16 protein-coding genes and 2 pseudogenes are annotated in these 15,885 nt (G+C 63.5%); 10 read left to right on the forward strand and 8 right to left on the reverse strand.

Annotated features, from left to right (window positions below; translation table 11 throughout):
- Positions 1-9: 9 nt before the first annotated feature.
- Together DKT70_RS05545 and accD are read right to left on the reverse strand one after the other, a co-directional pair.
- A complete protein-coding gene (locus DKT70_RS05545; protein WP_111558190.1) occupies positions 10-1,281 on the reverse strand; it encodes a bifunctional folylpolyglutamate synthase/dihydrofolate synthase in 1,272 nt (423 codons plus the stop codon).
- 59 nt (positions 1,282-1,340) lie between these two features.
- Positions 1,341-2,267: an acetyl-CoA carboxylase, carboxyltransferase subunit beta gene (gene accD, locus DKT70_RS05550; RefSeq protein ID WP_111558191.1), complete on the reverse strand. Its 927-nt coding sequence runs from the start codon at positions 2,265-2,267 to the stop codon at positions 1,341-1,343.
- Between the two features lie 88 nt (positions 2,268-2,355).
- Between accD and cls the strand changes: the two genes are divergently transcribed.
- Positions 2,356-3,783: a cardiolipin synthase gene (gene cls, locus DKT70_RS05555; RefSeq protein WP_111558192.1), complete on the forward strand. Its 1,428-nt coding sequence runs from the start codon at positions 2,356-2,358 to the stop codon at positions 3,781-3,783.
- A gap of 18 nt (positions 3,784-3,801) precedes the next feature.
- Here cls and DKT70_RS05560 read toward each other — a convergent pair whose 3' ends face one another.
- Positions 3,802-4,263, reverse strand: a complete 462-nt coding sequence (locus DKT70_RS05560; protein WP_111558193.1) for an Lrp/AsnC family transcriptional regulator — start codon at positions 4,261-4,263, stop codon at positions 3,802-3,804.
- A 118-nt stretch (positions 4,264-4,381) separates the two neighbouring features.
- On the opposite strand from DKT70_RS05560, the gene phhA reads away from it, so the two are divergent.
- The 7 genes from phhA to DKT70_RS05595 all read left to right on the forward strand — a co-directional run bounded on the left by phhA (position 4,382) and on the right by DKT70_RS05595 (position 10,802).
- Entirely contained in the window at positions 4,382-5,173 is a 792-nt protein-coding gene (phhA, locus tag DKT70_RS05565) for a phenylalanine 4-monooxygenase (RefSeq protein ID WP_111558194.1), read from the forward strand.
- A 12-nt stretch (positions 5,174-5,185) separates the two neighbouring features.
- Positions 5,186-5,524, forward strand: a complete 339-nt coding sequence (locus DKT70_RS05570) for a 4a-hydroxytetrahydrobiopterin dehydratase (RefSeq protein ID WP_111558195.1) — start codon at positions 5,186-5,188, stop codon at positions 5,522-5,524.
- Positions 5,525-5,722: 198 nt separating this feature from the next.
- On the forward strand, positions 5,723-6,508 hold the full coding sequence (locus DKT70_RS05575) for a DUF6478 family protein (protein ID WP_111558196.1): 786 nt from the start codon (positions 5,723-5,725) through the stop codon (positions 6,506-6,508).
- Between the two features lie 10 nt (positions 6,509-6,518).
- Positions 6,519-6,914, forward strand: a complete 396-nt coding sequence (locus tag DKT70_RS05580; protein ID WP_111558197.1) for a hypothetical protein — start codon at positions 6,519-6,521, stop codon at positions 6,912-6,914.
- A gap of 121 nt (positions 6,915-7,035) precedes the next feature.
- The gene (nspC, locus tag DKT70_RS05585; RefSeq protein ID WP_199559539.1) at positions 7,036-8,130 is read left to right on the forward strand and encodes a carboxynorspermidine decarboxylase; all 1,095 of its coding nucleotides are present in this window, start codon (positions 7,036-7,038) and stop codon (positions 8,128-8,130) included.
- 40 nt (positions 8,131-8,170) lie between these two features.
- Positions 8,171-9,397, forward strand: coding sequence for a saccharopine dehydrogenase family protein (locus tag DKT70_RS05590; RefSeq protein WP_111558199.1), 1,227 nt, complete (start codon positions 8,171-8,173; stop codon positions 9,395-9,397).
- Positions 9,398-9,605: 208 nt separating this feature from the next.
- On the forward strand, positions 9,606-10,802 hold the full coding sequence (locus tag DKT70_RS05595; protein ID WP_233490435.1) for an AI-2E family transporter: 1,197 nt from the start codon (positions 9,606-9,608) through the stop codon (positions 10,800-10,802).
- Between the two features lie 75 nt (positions 10,803-10,877).
- On the opposite strand, the gene DKT70_RS05600 is transcribed toward DKT70_RS05595, so the two are convergent.
- Entirely contained in the window at positions 10,878-11,306 is a 429-nt protein-coding gene (locus DKT70_RS05600; RefSeq protein ID WP_111558200.1) for a pore-forming ESAT-6 family protein, read from the reverse strand.
- Between the two features lie 336 nt (positions 11,307-11,642).
- Here DKT70_RS05600 and DKT70_RS05605 point away from each other — a divergent pair, with 336 nt between their 5' ends.
- Positions 11,643-12,305: a hypothetical protein gene (locus DKT70_RS05605; RefSeq protein WP_111558201.1), complete on the forward strand. Its 663-nt coding sequence runs from the start codon at positions 11,643-11,645 to the stop codon at positions 12,303-12,305.
- 936 nt (positions 12,306-13,241) lie between these two features.
- Here DKT70_RS05605 and DKT70_RS17990 read toward each other — a convergent pair.
- The 4 genes and pseudogenes from DKT70_RS17990 to DKT70_RS05625 all read right to left on the reverse strand — a co-directional run bounded on the left by DKT70_RS17990 (position 13,242) and on the right by DKT70_RS05625 (position 14,941).
- The gene (locus DKT70_RS17990) at positions 13,242-13,403 is read right to left on the reverse strand and encodes a hypothetical protein (protein ID WP_158529952.1); all 162 of its coding nucleotides are present in this window, start codon (positions 13,401-13,403) and stop codon (positions 13,242-13,244) included.
- 98 nt (positions 13,404-13,501) lie between these two features.
- A pseudogene (locus DKT70_RS05615) lies at positions 13,502-13,740 on the reverse strand (IS5/IS1182 family transposase); the annotation flags it as partial.
- A 111-nt stretch (positions 13,741-13,851) separates the two neighbouring features.
- Positions 13,852-14,280, reverse strand: a pseudogene (locus DKT70_RS05620) (DUF1349 domain-containing protein); the annotation flags it as partial.
- Positions 14,281-14,359: 79 nt separating this feature from the next.
- Entirely contained in the window at positions 14,360-14,941 is a 582-nt protein-coding gene (locus DKT70_RS05625; RefSeq protein WP_111558203.1) for a sugar O-acetyltransferase, read from the reverse strand.
- Between the two features lie 428 nt (positions 14,942-15,369).
- Between DKT70_RS05625 and DKT70_RS05630 the strand changes: the two genes are divergently transcribed.
- Positions 15,370-15,696 carry a VOC family protein gene (locus tag DKT70_RS05630; protein WP_199559533.1) on the forward strand — a complete coding sequence of 109 codons (327 nt, stop codon included), beginning with the start codon at positions 15,370-15,372 and terminating at the stop codon, positions 15,694-15,696.
- Positions 15,697-15,885: the final 189 nt, after the last annotated feature.

The raw sequence follows: 15,885 nt of genomic DNA on the forward strand, positions 1-15,885 counted from the left end.
CGCGGCCCCTTACCCGTTTTCCCGCAGCACCCGCCCCGCCAGATACAGCGATCCGCAGATCAGGATGCGCGCCGAAGGTGCATCCGCCACGATCGCGCGGATGGCATCGGCCGCATCCATTGCGGTCCGGGTGGTCATGCCGACCTGCCGCGCGGCCTCGGCGGTGTCGCGGGCGGGCAGGGTGTTCGGTTCGCCGGGAATGTCGATGGCCGTCAGGCTGGCCGCATGACCCGCCAGCGGACGCAGATAGCCGGTGATGTCCTTGGTGTTCAGCATTCCGCAGACCAGATGCGTCGGGCGGGGCGGCATGGCGGCCAGGGTCGCCGCGACCGCCTCGCCCCCGGCGGGGTTGTGACCGCCATCCAGCCACAGCTGGGCATCGGGACCGGCCAGATCGACCAGCGGACCGCGATGCAGCTGCTGCATCCGGGCAGGCCATTCGGCTTGCGTCACGGCGGCCAGCGCCATCTCCTCGGTCGCGCCCAGCTGACGCAGGGCGGCCAGCGCTGTGCCGGCATTCTGCATTTGGTGATCGCCGATCAGGTTGGGCAGGGGCAGGTCCCACAACCCGTGATCGTCCTGAAAGATCATCCCGTCGCGGTCGCGCTGAATCATCCAGTGCTGGCCATGCGCGATGATCGGCGCGGTCAGCCCCTGGGCCTTGGCCTCGATCACCTGTAGGGCCTGATCCTGCTGGGGGCCGACGATGCAGGGGACCTGACGCTTGATGATGCCGGCCTTTTCGCCCGCAATCAGTGGCAGGGTATCGCCCAGATATTGCGTGTGGTCGATGCTGACCGGCGTGATGACCGTCAGGGCCGGATGGTCGATCACATTCGTCGCGTCCAGCCGTCCGCCCAAGCCGACCTCCAGCAGGGTGTAATCGGCCGGGGTCCTTGAAAAGGCCAGAAAGGCGGCGGCGGTCGTGATCTCGAAGAAGGTGATCGGCTGGCCGTCATTGGCGGCCTCGCATTCCTCCAGCGTGGCGGCCAGCGCATCTTCGCTGATCAGGTCCCCCGCCAGTCGGATGCGTTCGTGGAAATGCGCCAGGTGCGGCGAGGTATAGGCGTGGACGCGCTTGCCCCCGGCCTGCAGCCCCGCGCGGATCATCGCTTGGGTGCTGCCCTTGCCGTTGGTGCCTGCGATGTGAATCACCGGCGGGATGCGGCGTTCGGGATTGCCCAAGGCCGCCAGCAGCCGATGCATGCGGTCCAGCGACAAGTCGATGACCTTGGGGTGCAACGCCATCAGGCGGGCAAGGATGGCGTCGGATTGGCTCATGGCTGATAACGCCGGGGGCAGCCCCCAGGCCCCCGGGATATGTTGTCACGAATGTCGGATCAGTCGGCCTTGATCAGGTCCTGCGGAATGGCAGGCGCCTCGACCGTGGGCGGGGGCAGGTCGGCGCGCGTGGGCGCGGGCATGCCGCCCAGCATCCGCAGGATCGAGACCAGCTCGTCGCGCATCTTGCTGCGATGGGTCACGCGGTCCAGCATGCCGTGTTCCAGCAGGTATTCGGCGCGCTGGAACCCTTCGGGCAGCTTTTCGCGAATGGTCTGTTCGATGACGCGGGGGCCTGCGAAGCAGATCAGCGCATTGGGTTCGGCAATGTGGATGTCGCCCAGCATGGCATAGCTGGCGGTGACGCCGCCCGTCGTCGGGTGGGTCAGCACGACGATATAGGGGATGCCGGCTTCCTTCAGCATCTCGACCGCGACGGTGGTGCGGGGCATCTGCATCAGCGACAGGATGCCTTCCTGCATGCGTGCCCCACCTGCGGCGGAAAACAGCACTAGCGGCTTGCGGGTTTCCACCGCGCGTTCGGCGGCGGCGATGATGGCGTTGCCGACATACATGCCCATCGACCCGCCCATGAAGCTGAAATCCTGGCCCACGGCGATGACGGGGGTGCGGCCCATTTCGCCTTCGGCCACCAGCATTGCCTCTTTTTCGCCGGTCTTGCGTTGGGCGGCCTTCATGCGGTCTGGATATTTCTTCTGGTCGCGGAAATGCAGCGGGTCGGCGACGGGCTCGGGGACCTTCACTTCCAAGAAGGCGCCGCCGTCGAACATCGCGGTGAAGCGTTCGCGCGGCGTGATCGCCATGTGATGGTCGCAATTCGTGCAGACGTTCAGATTGTCCGCCAATTCGCGGTGAAACAGCATCGTTCCGCATTCGGGACATTTCGTCCACAGGTTCTCGGGCACTTCGCGGCGCGAGAAGAGCGAGTTGATATGCGGGCGGACGTAGTTGGTGATCCAGTTCATCGCGGACGGCCTTGGCTGTTTCAGCCCTTCAGATAGGCCGCGACGCGGGGAATTGCAATTACCCGGTGCCGCAAGGATGATGCGCGCCATGTGGGCGACGATCTTCTTTCTGATGCACAGCGCGTTGTCGCTGGCGATCATCGTGCGGGTGCTGTTGCGCCCGCGCATGGAGCCTTCGGTCCGGCTGGTCTGGATCATGGTGGTCGAGGCCGTGCCGCTGGTGGGCGTCATCGCCTATCTGCTGTTCGGCGAGATCCGCATGAACCATGCCGAGGTTCAGCGCATGGCCGACGTGCGCGACCGGCTGACCGGCATGTGGACCAACAGCCCCGCCCAGCTGCGCGATCCGCCCGACCATGCCCAGCCCGTGATCGCGGCCAATGAATCGGTGGGCGGGATGGCGGCGCTGACCGGCAACCGGATGTCATTGATGTCGGAGGGGGATGACGCAATCGACCGCATCGTCAGCGCCATCGACCGGGCCACCGATCACGTCCACCTGTTGTTTTACATCTGGCTGCCCGACATCAGCGGCACCAAGGTGGCCGAGGCGATCATCCGTGCCGAGGGTCGGGGTGTGCAATGCCGGATCATCGTCGATGCGCTTGGGTCGCGCGGCCTGGTCCGATCGCCCCTGTGGGGCCGGATGGAGCAGGCGGGCGCGGAATGCGTGACGGCCTTTCCCTGGGGGCTGCCCTTCATCAGCGTGCTGTTCCAGAGGCTGGACCTGCGCAACCACCGCAAGATCGTGGTGATCGACAACCGCCTGGCCTTCACCGGCAGCCGCAACTGCGCGGATGCGGCCTTTGCCGTCAAGGCGCGCTTTGGCCCCTGGGTGGACCTGCTGGTGCAGGTCGAAGGACCGGTGGTGCGTCAGCTGCAATCGGTCTTTCTGGGCGACTGGATGAGCTATACCGGGCGCGACCTGGGCCACATGCTGCAGCTGGTTCCGGCCGTGCCGGATGGCCAGACGGTGGGCCAGGTGGTGGCGACCGGCCCGGATCTGCGCGCGGGCAGCGTCTCGGACTGCATGGCGGGGATGCTGCATGCCGCGCGGCGCCATGTGGTCGTGACCACGCCCTATTACGTGCCCGATGCGGCGCTGGATGCGGCGATCCGGGCGGCGGCGCGGCGCGGGGTCCAAGTGACGATGATCCTGCCCGCGCGCAACGACAGCCTGATCGTGGGCGCCACGGCGCAGGGGTTCTATTACGGTCTGCTGGCGGCGGGGGTGCGGCTGATGCTGTTCGAACCGGGGTTGCTGCATGCCAAAGTGATGACCGTGGACGGGCGCATGGCGATGCTGGGCAGCGCCAATCTGGACCGGCGCAGCTTCGAGCTGAACTATGAGGTCAACATGGCCATTTTCGACCCGGACCTGGTGGGCCAGCTGGATGCCCGCCAAGCCAGCTATGTCGCCCGCGCGCATCCCATCACTCTGGACCAAGTCCGCGGCTGGAGCCTGTTGCGCCGCCTGCGCAACAACCTGATGGCGCTGGCAGCGCCCCTGCTGTGACCGATCGGATATGTCCGGTCAGACGGGCAGGGCGGTGCGGTATTTCGTCTGGCGCAGTACGAAATGCGTTACCGTGCTGCGGATGATGCCCAAGGGCAGCATCCGGCGCATCAGGAAATGTTCCATCCCTTCGGGATCGGCGGCGACGATCTTAAGCTGATAATCCGATGTGCCGGTGATCGTGGCGCATTCCATGATCTGGTCCTCGGACTGGACGAAGCGGTCGAAGCGGGCCAGCGTCGCCTCGGTATGATCCAGCAGCGAGACCTGCACATGCGCCATCGCGTGCAGCCCCGCCTTGGCGGGTGCGACGATAGCCACCTGCCGTTCGATCACGCCCTCCTCGGTCAGGCGGCGCAGCCTGCGCCATGCGGGCGAGGTCGACAGCCCCGCCGCGTCGGCCAGAGCCTGGGTCGAAAGGGTCGCGTCATCCTGCAGCAGGCGCAGGATGCGGCGGTCTATATCGTCAAGCGGGGGCATGCTGTGCCTCCTGTGAGCGATAGGCAGGAATGATATGCCCCAATATGCACCGCCGGGCGCATATCCGGCAAGGTTTTTTCCGGCCCTGCGGTAATCTGGACCAAAGGGAGGATATGTCATGCCGAAATCGACCGAATATGACGCCAAGCACCCCGACGCGGATGGCTTCATCGCCTATGACGCCGAGGAGGATGCCGTCTGGCGCGACCTTTACGCCCAGCAGCTGCCCGCCGTGCGCCGCCACATGGCCACCCCCTATCTGCGGGGGCTGGAGCTGTTGCAGATGCCCGCCGACCGGGTCCCGCAATGCCCAGACATCTCGGCCCGGCTGGGGGGGCTGACAGGCTGGCGGGTCGAACCGGTGCCGGCGCTGATCGGGTTCGGCAAGTTCTTCGGGATGCTGGCCGACAAAGCCTTTCCCGCCGCCAGCTTCATCCGCAAGCGCAAGCATTTCGACTATATCGAGGAACCCGACATCTTCCACGAGATCTTTGGCCACACGCCGCTGCTGACCGATCCGGCCTTTGCGGGGTTCAGCCAGGCGATCGGACAGGCGGGCACGCGTTGCGACAAGGCCGATTACGCCTGGCTGATCCGCCTTTACTGGTTCTCGATCGAATTCGGGCTGATGCGGCAGGATGGCGAATTGAAGGCCTTGGGCAGCGGGCTTGCCAGTTCGGTGACCGAACTGCCTTGGTCGCTGTCGGGCCAGCCGGAACTGCGGCCCTTCGACGTGATCGACATCCTGCGCACGCCCTACCGGATCGACATCCACCAGCCGGTCTATTTCGTGATAGAAGACCTGGACGACCTGTTCGCCGCCGCTCGCCGCGACCTGCTGGCCGATGTGGCCCAGGCGCGCCGTCTGGGGCTGCACGCGCCGAAATATCCGCCCAAGACCGCCGCCTGAAAGGACGCCGCCATGACCACCTGCAACCTTGCCGACAAGACCTGCGAACCCTGCGCGGGGGGCATCGCCCCCTTCGATGCCGCCACCGCGCGCGACCACGTGGCCCGGCTGACCGACTGGACCCTGTCCGATGACGCGACGCAGATCACCCGCCGCTTTTCCTTCAAGGGTTTCGCCAAGGCGGTCGAGATGGCGAACCTTGCCGCGTGGTTGGGCAACAAGCAGGGCCACCACCCCGACATCGCCTTCGGCTGGGGCTATTGCGCCGTCACCTTCACCACCCACGAGGCCGGCGGCCTGACCGAAAACGACCTGATCTGCGCGGCCCGTCTGGACGCGCTGGTCGCCTGACGGGCGCGTTGGCCGCGAGAGACTTGTTCCGATCCGCATCTGCCGCTATTCCTTTGGGGGATGGTGTAAGGGGCTGTAACGGATGACGGTTCGCCCGGTGACAGCCTTTCGGCCTGTCCTTGCGAAGGCGGCCATCGGCGGATGTCGCGGTTCCCGCGGCGCGGCCCCGAGACTGGCGATCGAACGGGGGCATCGTGCATGGCGCGTCTTGATACTGGCTGGATTTCGCGACGCATCCGCGCCCGTGCCGCCCGGCAATGGCGGCGCCTTCTGGACAAGGCGCAACGCCGCAACAGTGGGGTCCCCGGCGAATTGCGCGACGAGGCGCGCGATCTTCAGCAGATTCTGACCCGCTATCTGCACATCACCGGGACCCGGTCGCCAGGAAGCAGCGATTCCCTGTCGCGGATGGAATTGCCTGCCGGCACCGACTGGCGCTGGCGCCCCGAGATCCTGCGCGCCCGCAACGCGATGCCTGCGCTGGTCGCCCCGGTCAGCGGACGCTGGCTGTCCGACGAGGTGGCGCTGTTTCACGACTGCCCGCAGCGGGCGGTCATCCTGCGCCAGATGCGCAACCGCCGCGCCACCGACCTGTCGGATTACGCCCTGGCGCTGGAGGTGATGGGGTTTGAGGGCAGTTTCCTGTCCTTCTCGCTGGGGCTGCCGCCAGAGGCGCTGGAAGGTCTGGGCGGGCATCACATCCTGCGGCTGGAGGCGACGCTGCAATCGGAACGGGCGATCACCGTCTATGCCCGGCTGAACATCCAGCAGGGTCCCAATACCGAAAAGATCCTGCGGCAGATGGGCGACCCGATCGAGGGCGCCAATTGCAGCCGGCTGATCGAATTCGACCTGGGCTATGCCGACATGTCCCAACGATCGGTCGAAAAGGCCTGGGTGGACGTGATCTTCGAATCCCCCTTCATGAATGCCGTGGCGCTGCGCGACTTGGTGCTGTCCCGCCACGCCCGCGCCCAGATCTGAGGAGACGACCATGATGCAGTTCGACAGCCACGGTCTGAAGGGCGGTCTGTGGCGGGGCCGCCTGACCCATCCGCAAGGCGCACCCGCCCGCATCACCCTGATCCTGAACGGCGAGATCATGGCCGAAGGTCGCATGACCGCCGATGGCGAGGATGCGTCCCTGGTCGAGGTCGACCTGCCCCACGAGGTGCTGTCGGAGGGGATGCAGACGCTGCTGTTGCGCGCGGAGGCCGGCGATGCGGGATCCGAGGCCCATCCCGATACCGCATTGCTGGCCCGCATGCCGTTGTTGGCGGGCCGTCCCCTGGACGAGGATCTGACCGCCGAAATCACCGCGCTGCGCGCCGAGCTGGAGCTGGTGAAGCGCGAATTGCGCCGTTTCGCGGCCAATTCGCGCGGCGGCTGAACGCGGCTGCGCGACCTTCATCGCGGCGTCATGCTTCCTTGCGAAAAGCGGGGGGCATGGCTATATCGCGTGCTTCGTGTCCGCAGCCCCTGCGCTTGAATGATAAGGTTTGCCCATGACTTTGCCTCAGACGCCCCATTACCTGATCGACATGGCGAAACTGCGCGCCAACATGGAAAAGGTCGCATGGCTGCGCGAGGCATCGGGGGCCAAGGCGCTGCTGGCGTTGAAATGCTTTGCCACTTGGTCAACCTTCGATCTGATGCGCGACTATATGGACGGCACCACGTCCTCGTCGCTCTATGAGCTGCATCTGGGCCATGAAAAGTTCGGCAAGGAAACCCACGCCTATTCCGTGGCCTGGGCCGATCACGAGATCGACGAGGCCGTGTCCTATGCCGACAAGATCATCTTCAACAGCCTGTCCCAGTTGGACCGCTATGCCGACAAGGCCAAGGATATCGCCATCGGCCTGCGGCTGAACCCGCGCTTTTCGACCAGCGGCTTCGACCTGGCCGATCCCGCGCGCCCCTTCAGCCGCCTTGGCGAATGGGACATGGCGCGTCTGGAAACCGCGCTGGACCGCATCAGCGGCGTGATGATCCACTATAATTGCGAGAACGGCGATTTCGACCTGTTCGACCGCCAGCTGACCCGGATCGAGGATGAGTTCGGGCCGCTGCTGCATCGTCTGGACTGGGTCTCGCTGGGGGGTGGCATCCATTTCACCGGCGAAGGCTATCCGTTGCAGCGTCTGGCCGACCGGCTGAAGGCGTTCCAGGACCGTTTCGGCGTCCAGGCCTATCTGGAGCCGGGCGAGGCCAGCATCACCCAAACCACCACGCTGGAGGTCAGCGTGCTGGACATCATCAACAACGGCAAGGACGTGGCCATCGTCGACAGCAGCACCGAGGCGCATATGCTGGACCTGCTGATCTATCGCGAGGATGCCAAGCTGCCGCAATCGGGTGACCACGCCTATCAGATCGCGGGCAAGACCTGCTTGGCCGGCGACATCTTCGGCGAGGCGCGGTTTGATCGGCCCCTGCAGATCGGCGACCGGATCAGCATCCAGGATGCGGCCGGATACACGATGGTCAAGAAGAACTGGTTCAACGGCGTGGCCATGCCCGCCATTGCCCTGAAGGAAGAGGACGGAACGATCCGCACCGTTCGCAGCTTTTCCTATGACGATTACAAAGGCAGCCTGTCGTAAAGGCCACCCATACTCTGCCACCCTGTGAAAGGAGACAGAATTGGCGAAGAAGAACGTGCTCATCATCGGTGCCGGGGGCGTGGCGCAGGTCACCGCCCACAAGGTCGCGCAATGGGCGGATGAATTCGGCGATCTGCACATCGCGAACCGGACGCAATCCAAGGCCGACGACATCATCGGGTCCTTGCGCGACAAGGGCCATGACATGCCCTTCACCAGCCACGCGCTGGACGCCATGGACAGCGACGCCGTCGAGGCGCTGATCCGCAAGACGGATGCCGGCATCGTCATCAACGTGGGCACGGCCTTCATCAACATGACCGTGCTGGAGGGCTGCATCCGCACGGGCGCCGCCTATATCGACACGGCCATTCATGAAGATCCGGCCAAGATCTGCGAAACGCCGCCCTGGTACGGCAATTACGAATGGAAGCGCCGCGAGGATGTGGCCAAGGCCGGCATGACCGCCGTTCTGGGCGCGGGCTTCGATCCGGGCGTGGTGAATGCCTATGCGCGTCTGGCCGAGGATGAATATTTCGACAAGATCGACAGCATCGACATCGTTGACATCAACGCCGGATCGCACGGCCGCTGGTTCGCCACCAATTTCGACCCCGAGATCAACTTCCGCGAATTTACCGGCACGGTCTATTCCTGGCAGGGCGGCGAATGGAAGACGAACAAGATGTTCGAGGTTGGGCGCGAATGGGATCTGCCCGTCGTCGGCAAGCGCAATGCCTATCTCTCGGGCCATGACGAGGTTCACAGCCTGTCGGCGCGCTACAAGGATGCCGATGTCCGCTTCTGGATGGGGTTCGGCGAACATTACATCAACGTCTTCACCGTGCTGCAGAACCTTGGCCTGCTGTCCGAACAGCCCGTCAAGCTGGCAAATGGCGACGAGGTCGTGCCACTGAAGGTCGTCAAGGCCGTGCTGCCCGATCCTGCCAGCCTGGCCCCCGATTACGAGGGCAAGACCTGCATCGGCGATCTGGTCAAGGGCACCCGCGACGGCAAGCCGGGAGAAGTCTTCATCTACAACGTCGCCGACCACAAGGACGCCTATACCGAGGTGGGCAGCCAGGGGATCAGCTTTACCGCGGGCGTGCCGCCGGTCGCCGCAGCGATTCTGATCGCGCGGGGTCCGTGGGACGTGCGCAAGATGGCCAATGTCGAGGAACTGCCCGCCCGGCCCTTCCTTGAACTGCTGGGCCAGATGGGTCTGCCGACGCGCGTCATCGACGCCACCGGTGATCACGCGATCTAGATTTGCTTGCGCTCTGCGCGACGTGAGTTGATCTTTGTTATGCCAAGCGGCGGGCCGGAACATCCGGCCCGCCGCTTGCGTTCGCACCGAAAATGAAATGCGCCAGATGCGTTGGGGGACGCGGCGCCGAACGGGGGTTATGATGCCTGGTCCTGAAGGACATCTGTTTCCACGCATACCGCGAAAGGAAGACAGTTCGGTTCCGCGCATGGCCAATTGGGCCGTGATCGGGATCTTTCTGATTCTGGCTTTTTCCGCCTTGGCGGCGGGCCGCGACTTCCTGATGCCCGTGACAATGGCGCTGCTTCTGTTCTTCGTCTTCACGCCGCTACGGCGTTTTGCGCGTCGTCGCGGGGTGCCTGACGGGATCACGGCGCTGGGCGTCACGGTGTCGATCATGCTGGCCGTGGCGATCCTGGCCTATGCGGCCAGCGGTCCGATCAGCCGCGCCATGACCAACATGCCGATCATCAGCCAGCAGCTGGAGTCCAAATTCGACAGCGTCCGCGATTCGCTGTCAGATCTGCGCGACGCCGCCCAACGCATCGACGAGGCACAGGATGTCTCCCCCGAGGACGAAGGTGCCCCCTCGATCAAGGTGGAACAGCAGGGCGCGACGACGCTGGGCACGGTCGTGAAATCCGCGCCGCTGCTGCTGGGTCAGACCTTCTTCACGCTGATCCTGCTGTTCTTCATGATCGCGTCGGGGGATCTGCTGTATCTGAAGATCGTTCAGAGTTTCGACCGGATGCGCGACAAGCGCGGCGCCTATCTGGCCCTGCGCGAGATTGAGGATTCGCTTGGCAACTATCTGGGCGCCATCACCATCATCAATGCGGGCCTTGGCCTTGCGGTCGGTCTGACCATGTGGGCATGGGGCATGCCGGGGGCGTTGCTGTTCGGGGTGGGGGCCTTCGTTCTGAACTTCATCCCCTATCTGGGGGCCATTGTCGGGGTCGCGATATCGGGTCTGGTGGCGCTGGTTGTGATGCCGGGCCTGTTCTGGCCGGCGATGGTCGCGCTCAGCTATCTGGGGCTGACCTCGCTGGAGGGGCAGATCATCACGCCCTACTTCGTCTCGCGCCGCCTGCAGATGAACACCGTGGTGGTGTTTCTGGCCGTCGCGCTGTGGGCTTGGTTGTGGTCGATTCTGGGGATGGTCATCGCCGTGCCTGTGCTGGTCGTGCTACGCGTGCTGGCCGATCACGTTCCGGGATGGGAAAAGTTCGGCAACTTCCTGGCGGGTGACGAACCCCCGGCGCTGGAGGATGAGGATCAGGAAGACGCCCGAGATCTGGTCGAAGCCGGTGCCGAGGCCGAGGACGAGGCCGCCGCCCGCGCCGTCACCGCCGAGGTGGCCCGCACGCATGGCGATCCCGACGCGCCCGACGTCCCGCAGTCCTGATCACCCCACACAGAATGTAAAACGCGGGCCGCTTCAGCGACCCGCGTTTCGTTTTTTCCGGCAGTGGGTTTCGGATCAGCCTGCGGGGGTCGCCGGGGCTGCCTGATTGACGGCGGCCTCGATCTGCTTGCAGGTCTCCTCGACATTGCTGCTCTGGCTTTCGGCCGCATCGCTCAGCGACATTTCGGCGTCACCGATGGCGACGGTGCCGGCCGCACCCTTGTCCTCGGCGGTCTTGCCGGTTGCCTCGTCACCTTTGGGTAGCATGGCGATCAGGTTTGCCTGGGCGTCGACGGCTTCCTGGCCGGAAAAGCCCTGTTCCTGGCAGTATTTCAAAATGCCCAACTGGTTGCGTGCGGCTTCATAGGTCGCGGCGGCATCCATGGGCTGCGGTGCAGGCGCCTCGGCTGCGGGGGCCTCGGCGGGTGCTGCGGTATCCTGTGCCATCACGGCGACAGGGGCGGTCAGTCCAAGGCCAACGGCCAGTGCGATATGGCGGATCATGCGATTTCTCCTTTTCCGTCATGTGAGCGTCTTCCGGCCTTACGGCTTCGCGGCGCTTGAGAGAGAGCTAGGGGTGATCGGCGGGAATTGCCCGCCCGAAATCCGGTGGCGGAAGATTGCGGCGGAAGACTGCCACGAGGGAGGATTTTAACGGGAGACAATCGGCAGGTTCCGGCCTTTCCGGCTCTGGCACCGAGGAAACCCCGGTTTTTTAGGCACATTGCGGTGATGGGCGCGTGATGACGGGCGAGATGGCCTTGGCGCGTCAAAGAATCCTTGGGAACGAATCCGGGGGGCAGAGGCGTTATGAAGGCAATCACATGACGGAGAACGACCATGTTCAATTCCTCGATCAAGACCCTGATGCTGGGCGGCAAGGCCGCTGCGATTGCTGCGCTGATGGCTGGGACCGCCATGGCCGAAACAACCATCATCTCGACCCCGACCGGCAATGACGTGCTGGCCACCGAGAGCGCGATGGACGCCGAAGCCTCCAAGGGCATCGTCTGGGCCGATGACTATCCGGTGCTTGAAGAAGTCGAAAACAACGACGCCATCATCGAAATGATGATCGGCCAAGGTTTCACCGATCTCAAGATCACCCGCAAGGGTCCGATGCTGACCGTGACCGGCCAGCGTGACGGCGTTCCGACCGAGTTGGTCTATAGCACAGCTAACGGGCGTTTGGTGTCGGTGGACGGTATCGAGACTCAGGATCGTTCGGGCGACGCCGAGCCTTCAATCGCCGACCGGGCCATGGATAACGTGGCCGATGGCGACGGAGACGCGGAAATGTCCGCCGATCCGTCCGGAACCGACACCTTGGGCGGTACCGTCGATTCGGGAACCGAGGCGGATGCCGATATGGGCAGCACCGAGGGCACGGACGGTGGCACGGATGCGGGCTCCGAAAGTGATAGCGACACCGGCAGCGATGGCGATGCCGGCGGCGACACCGGCGGCGATGCTGGTGCGGATGGTGGCGACAGCACCAATTGATGGCCTATCTGCAGACGAGAAAAAGTGACGATCAGGAAAAATTAACCGTTTGTAAGCGCACGCTTCTGTCTGTGGTTTCATACCACTATTGTGGTTCGTGCCAGCAATAAGACCTGATTGTAAGCAATTTAACTTATACGGCGGGGGCGCAAATGGTGCGCCTCCGCCCTTTTCCTAAAGCCGTGTCTTATACATGGTGATGATTTGCGAGTGTCGAATTGAATTGCTTGGATCATTTGTACTGCCTTGCAATGGTGCTGATGCCAACGGTTTCCATGATCGGCGGGAACCTGAACGGGAGCTGGCTATGCATTCCGGTGAAATCCAGACGGACGGTGTGAGACAGTGTCGCTATCACTTCCCGGCGCTATATCTGAGGCGTGTCCAGCAGTGCCGAGGAGATCGACCAAGTGACGGGCTGCCGGGCAGTGATGACGGCCCGGTTGCCGTTGTGCCGATTGTGGCGTTGAAGCTGATCCAGCAATCCGTGGTGACCAACTAGAAGAAGATGGCCATTCACTTGATCCATGCTCGTTCCGCGCGCCGGTAATCCAAGCGCACGAGCTCTGGCCCGTCAGACCCTGGTCGAGAGTTGCGCCATCACCGCAACCGCGCTATGCCGCAAGGCTCGAAGGCTCGAAGGCCCGCAACAGCCGCAGCCCGCCGCCGCCGCTGGATCAGCAGCCATGCTCTATGGCGACGGGGGCCGGGCTGATCCCGGTCGGCTTAGCGATCCGGCGATGAAATCCGCGCGCGAGACCCAGACCCCGGCATCCGGGCTGGCAATCAGCCGGGCGCCTGCCTGCGCTGTCCAAGGCCGGTCTATGGCCACCAGCCCGTCCGCCGCCGTACGCAGCGGCTCGACGATGTCGACTACCTTCAATATGTTCAAGATGTTGGCGCCCGTCGCGAGCCTCACCGTCATCCTGACACTTACTAGCCAGTTTCGTAGCCGTTGGCATAGAGCGCCAGACGCTCAAAGCCCCGGTCGCCGGGCCGGCGGGCCTTCTGGTCGGCATTGGTCCAGTTGCGGCGCGGCGCAGCGTTGTGGCGAAAGAAGTTGCTCTCGCATTCGATGCTGATCGCGCGGTCCGTCATGCCAGTTGCCGAACATCAGCGTCGCAGCGTCGAAGGTCGCCATCGGCTTTATTGCGGAAGTCGGAATTATGAGATGATGGCCCTTTCCCCAGCTGAGGTCAGGCCACGCGTTCGATCTCGGCGGTACCGAGGGCCTTGAAGCGGTTCATCGAGGCTACGCGGATGTGGATCTCGGCCGCCTGGCGGTCGGGGTCCCTCGAGGCGATCCGCTCGCTAAAGGGTTTCAGGTTCCTCATCAGATCCTCGACTGGCTGCGGACATGGTGGCCGAATTGTCTTTTCCAGATCGTGCGGCCGAGTCGCCGGGTCGCCCTTGGGGTGTCGTTGCGGGGCGAGGCAGTGTTCGCCTTTGATGGTTGTGGATGGCCCCAGCAGCGGCATCGTGTTGTGCCAAAGTGGTTCTGTGAAGCATCCATCTGGGGGGAGCCATCCATGGACAGCCGAACAGGCACGAACGTCTCTTCCAGCGGGTTGTAATACTGAACCCGGATGGCTTCAGCATGGCGCGTCAGACGAATGCGGATATCGGTTGTGGCACCAGGAACCTCGACAAGCGACCAATGCGACATGTTGTTGGTCACCACGACCGAGAAATAGTTCTTTCCGTCCGTGTGTTCGATGCCCGCCTTGATCCAGTGGCTTTCGCTCAGCCGGATCATGAGCCCTGCCTGATCATAGAGCACCCTGTAGTCGCCACCCACACTCACCTCTGCCGTGAAGTCCCCATCGACGCGCTGATGGGGGAAATGGCCGTTGTCACGATAAAAGCCGTAAAACGTTCCGCGCCAGAAGTCGGTGTGGGCACCTGTTGTGACCCGCAGCACATCGCCGTCCTGCGCTACGTTCTCGGGTGGGTTCAGCCATTTAAGATCAGTCATCTTGGACCTTGCTGCGCCAAAGGTTTCCAATGGAAAGCATGTCGGTTGGATAGGGGCCAGTCACGGCTCTTCGATCAGATCAGCGATACTGCAACGCGTCCTGCTTTCCGATCTCGCGGATGACGCGGGCAGGGTTGCCGCCGCAGATCACGCGCTCTGGTATCGTGCCGCGGACAACCGAGCCCGCCGCGATAACTGCGCCCGACTCGATCACAGCGCCGGGCAGGGTCGAGACCCCGGCTCCGATCCAGACATCGTCCCCGATCATCACGGGACGCGCATATTCCAGCCCTTGGTTCCGCCGTTGGGCGTCCAGGGGGTGACCCGCAGTGTAGATCCCCACGTTGGGAGCGATGAAGCAATTTCTGCCAATGGTTACTTTGGCGCCGTCCAGGATCACCAGATTGACGTTCGCATAGAAGTCCTCGCCAAGCTCAATATTGAACCCGTAGTCACAGTGAAAATGGCCGTCGAACGTCATACGCTCTCCAGCCTTTCCCAACAGGCCCCGGAGGAGTGCATCCCGCCTATCAGACTCGTCAGGGTGCAGCCCGTTCAGCTCATGCAGGATGCGCTTGGCGGCAAGGCGCTGCTCAAGCACGTCGGGGTCGTAGTTGTCGTCGTAGAGCAGGCCCGCTGCGGCTTTCTCGAGTTCGGTCATATTCTGGTCGAGTTGTTAAGGTCAGAGGGCGGGTCTCAGCACTTCGCTCCGATGCCCACCCATAGCACTGGCAGTGGTTGCTGAGCATATATCAGGTTCGGGATCATAGACGAGCACTGCGCACGGCTACTTCGGGCAATTCAACTCTATCTTCTGTCCTTAGCAACGTAACAGCTGCGGGATGGCCTCCGAGGCGCGCGCTCGACCCTTGGCGGCCGCTCGACGGATGCCGCTGCGCCGCTTCTGCTACGCGCAATTTGCTGTCGTTGACCGCCCCAGATATCCGGCCTAACCTCTGCCAGTCTAGAATAGGTTAGGCTCGGGAAGGTTGGCCCGGCCCCCGCCCTGCGAGTCCTTCCGTTGCAAGTCAACGGCCCAAGACTATCAAGGCGTCTGCGCGGTGCAGACGCGGATAGAAAGGGTATAACATGAAACCTAGAATTTCCGTTCTGACGCTCGGCGCAAGCAATCTCGAACGGTCACTTTCTTTCTATTGCGACGGGCTCGGGCTGCCGACGACGGGCATCATCGGGCAGGCGTTCGATCATGGTGCGGTGGCGTTCTTTGATCTAGCTGGCGGGCTGAAGCTTGCCCTCTGGGCGCAGGACGACATCGCCCATGATACCGGATTACCAGTCCAGCCGGTTTGCTCTACCACCCTGACCATCGGACACAATGTAGTGCGACCAGAAGAAATCGATCAGTGCATGGAGACTGCCGTGCCGGCAGGCGCCAAGGTGATCAAAACCGCATAGGCCACATTCTACGGCGGCTACGCAGGCTACTTCCGCGACCCTGACGGGCATCTGTGGGAAATCGTTTGGAACCCTGATTTGCTTCCGCTGGAGGATTGAGCCGCCTTTGTGAAGGCGAATGCCTCTTGACCTGAGCCCCGCATTCTCCTCCGGTTTGAGATAGAATCCGCTTCAAACCGAGGAGACGGA

The sequence above is a fragment of the Paracoccus sediminilitoris genome (genome assembly GCF_003259195.1).
GTDB lineage: Bacteria > Pseudomonadota > Alphaproteobacteria > Rhodobacterales > Rhodobacteraceae > Paracoccus > Paracoccus sediminilitoris.

Coding starts and splice junctions, on each gene's coding strand:
- DKT70_RS05575 (WP_111558196.1), top strand. CDS start 5,723: ATGGCGCGTCTTGATACTGGCTGGATTTCGCGACGCATCCGCGCCCGT.
- DKT70_RS05625 (WP_111558203.1), bottom strand. CDS start 14,941: ATGACCGAACTCGAGAAAGCCGCAGCGGGCCTGCTCTACGACGACAAC.
- DKT70_RS05605 (WP_111558201.1), top strand. CDS start 11,643: ATGTTCAATTCCTCGATCAAGACCCTGATGCTGGGCGGCAAGGCCGCT.
- accD (WP_111558191.1), bottom strand. CDS start 2,267: ATGAACTGGATCACCAACTACGTCCGCCCGCATATCAACTCGCTCTTC.
- DKT70_RS05600 (WP_111558200.1), bottom strand. CDS start 11,306: ATGATCCGCCATATCGCACTGGCCGTTGGCCTTGGACTGACCGCCCCT.
- DKT70_RS05595 (WP_233490435.1), top strand. CDS start 9,606: ATGGCCAATTGGGCCGTGATCGGGATCTTTCTGATTCTGGCTTTTTCC.
- DKT70_RS05630 (WP_199559533.1), top strand. CDS start 15,370: ATGAAACCTAGAATTTCCGTTCTGACGCTCGGCGCAAGCAATCTCGAA.
- cls (WP_111558192.1), top strand. CDS start 2,356: ATGTGGGCGACGATCTTCTTTCTGATGCACAGCGCGTTGTCGCTGGCG.
- phhA (WP_111558194.1), top strand. CDS start 4,382: ATGCCGAAATCGACCGAATATGACGCCAAGCACCCCGACGCGGATGGC.
- DKT70_RS05570 (WP_111558195.1), top strand. CDS start 5,186: ATGACCACCTGCAACCTTGCCGACAAGACCTGCGAACCCTGCGCGGGG.
- DKT70_RS05560 (WP_111558193.1), bottom strand. CDS start 4,263: ATGCCCCCGCTTGACGATATAGACCGCCGCATCCTGCGCCTGCTGCAG.
- DKT70_RS05545 (WP_111558190.1), bottom strand. CDS start 1,281: ATGAGCCAATCCGACGCCATCCTTGCCCGCCTGATGGCGTTGCACCCC.
- DKT70_RS17990 (WP_158529952.1), bottom strand. CDS start 13,403: ATGACGGACCGCGCGATCAGCATCGAATGCGAGAGCAACTTCTTTCGC.
- DKT70_RS05580 (WP_111558197.1), top strand. CDS start 6,519: ATGATGCAGTTCGACAGCCACGGTCTGAAGGGCGGTCTGTGGCGGGGC.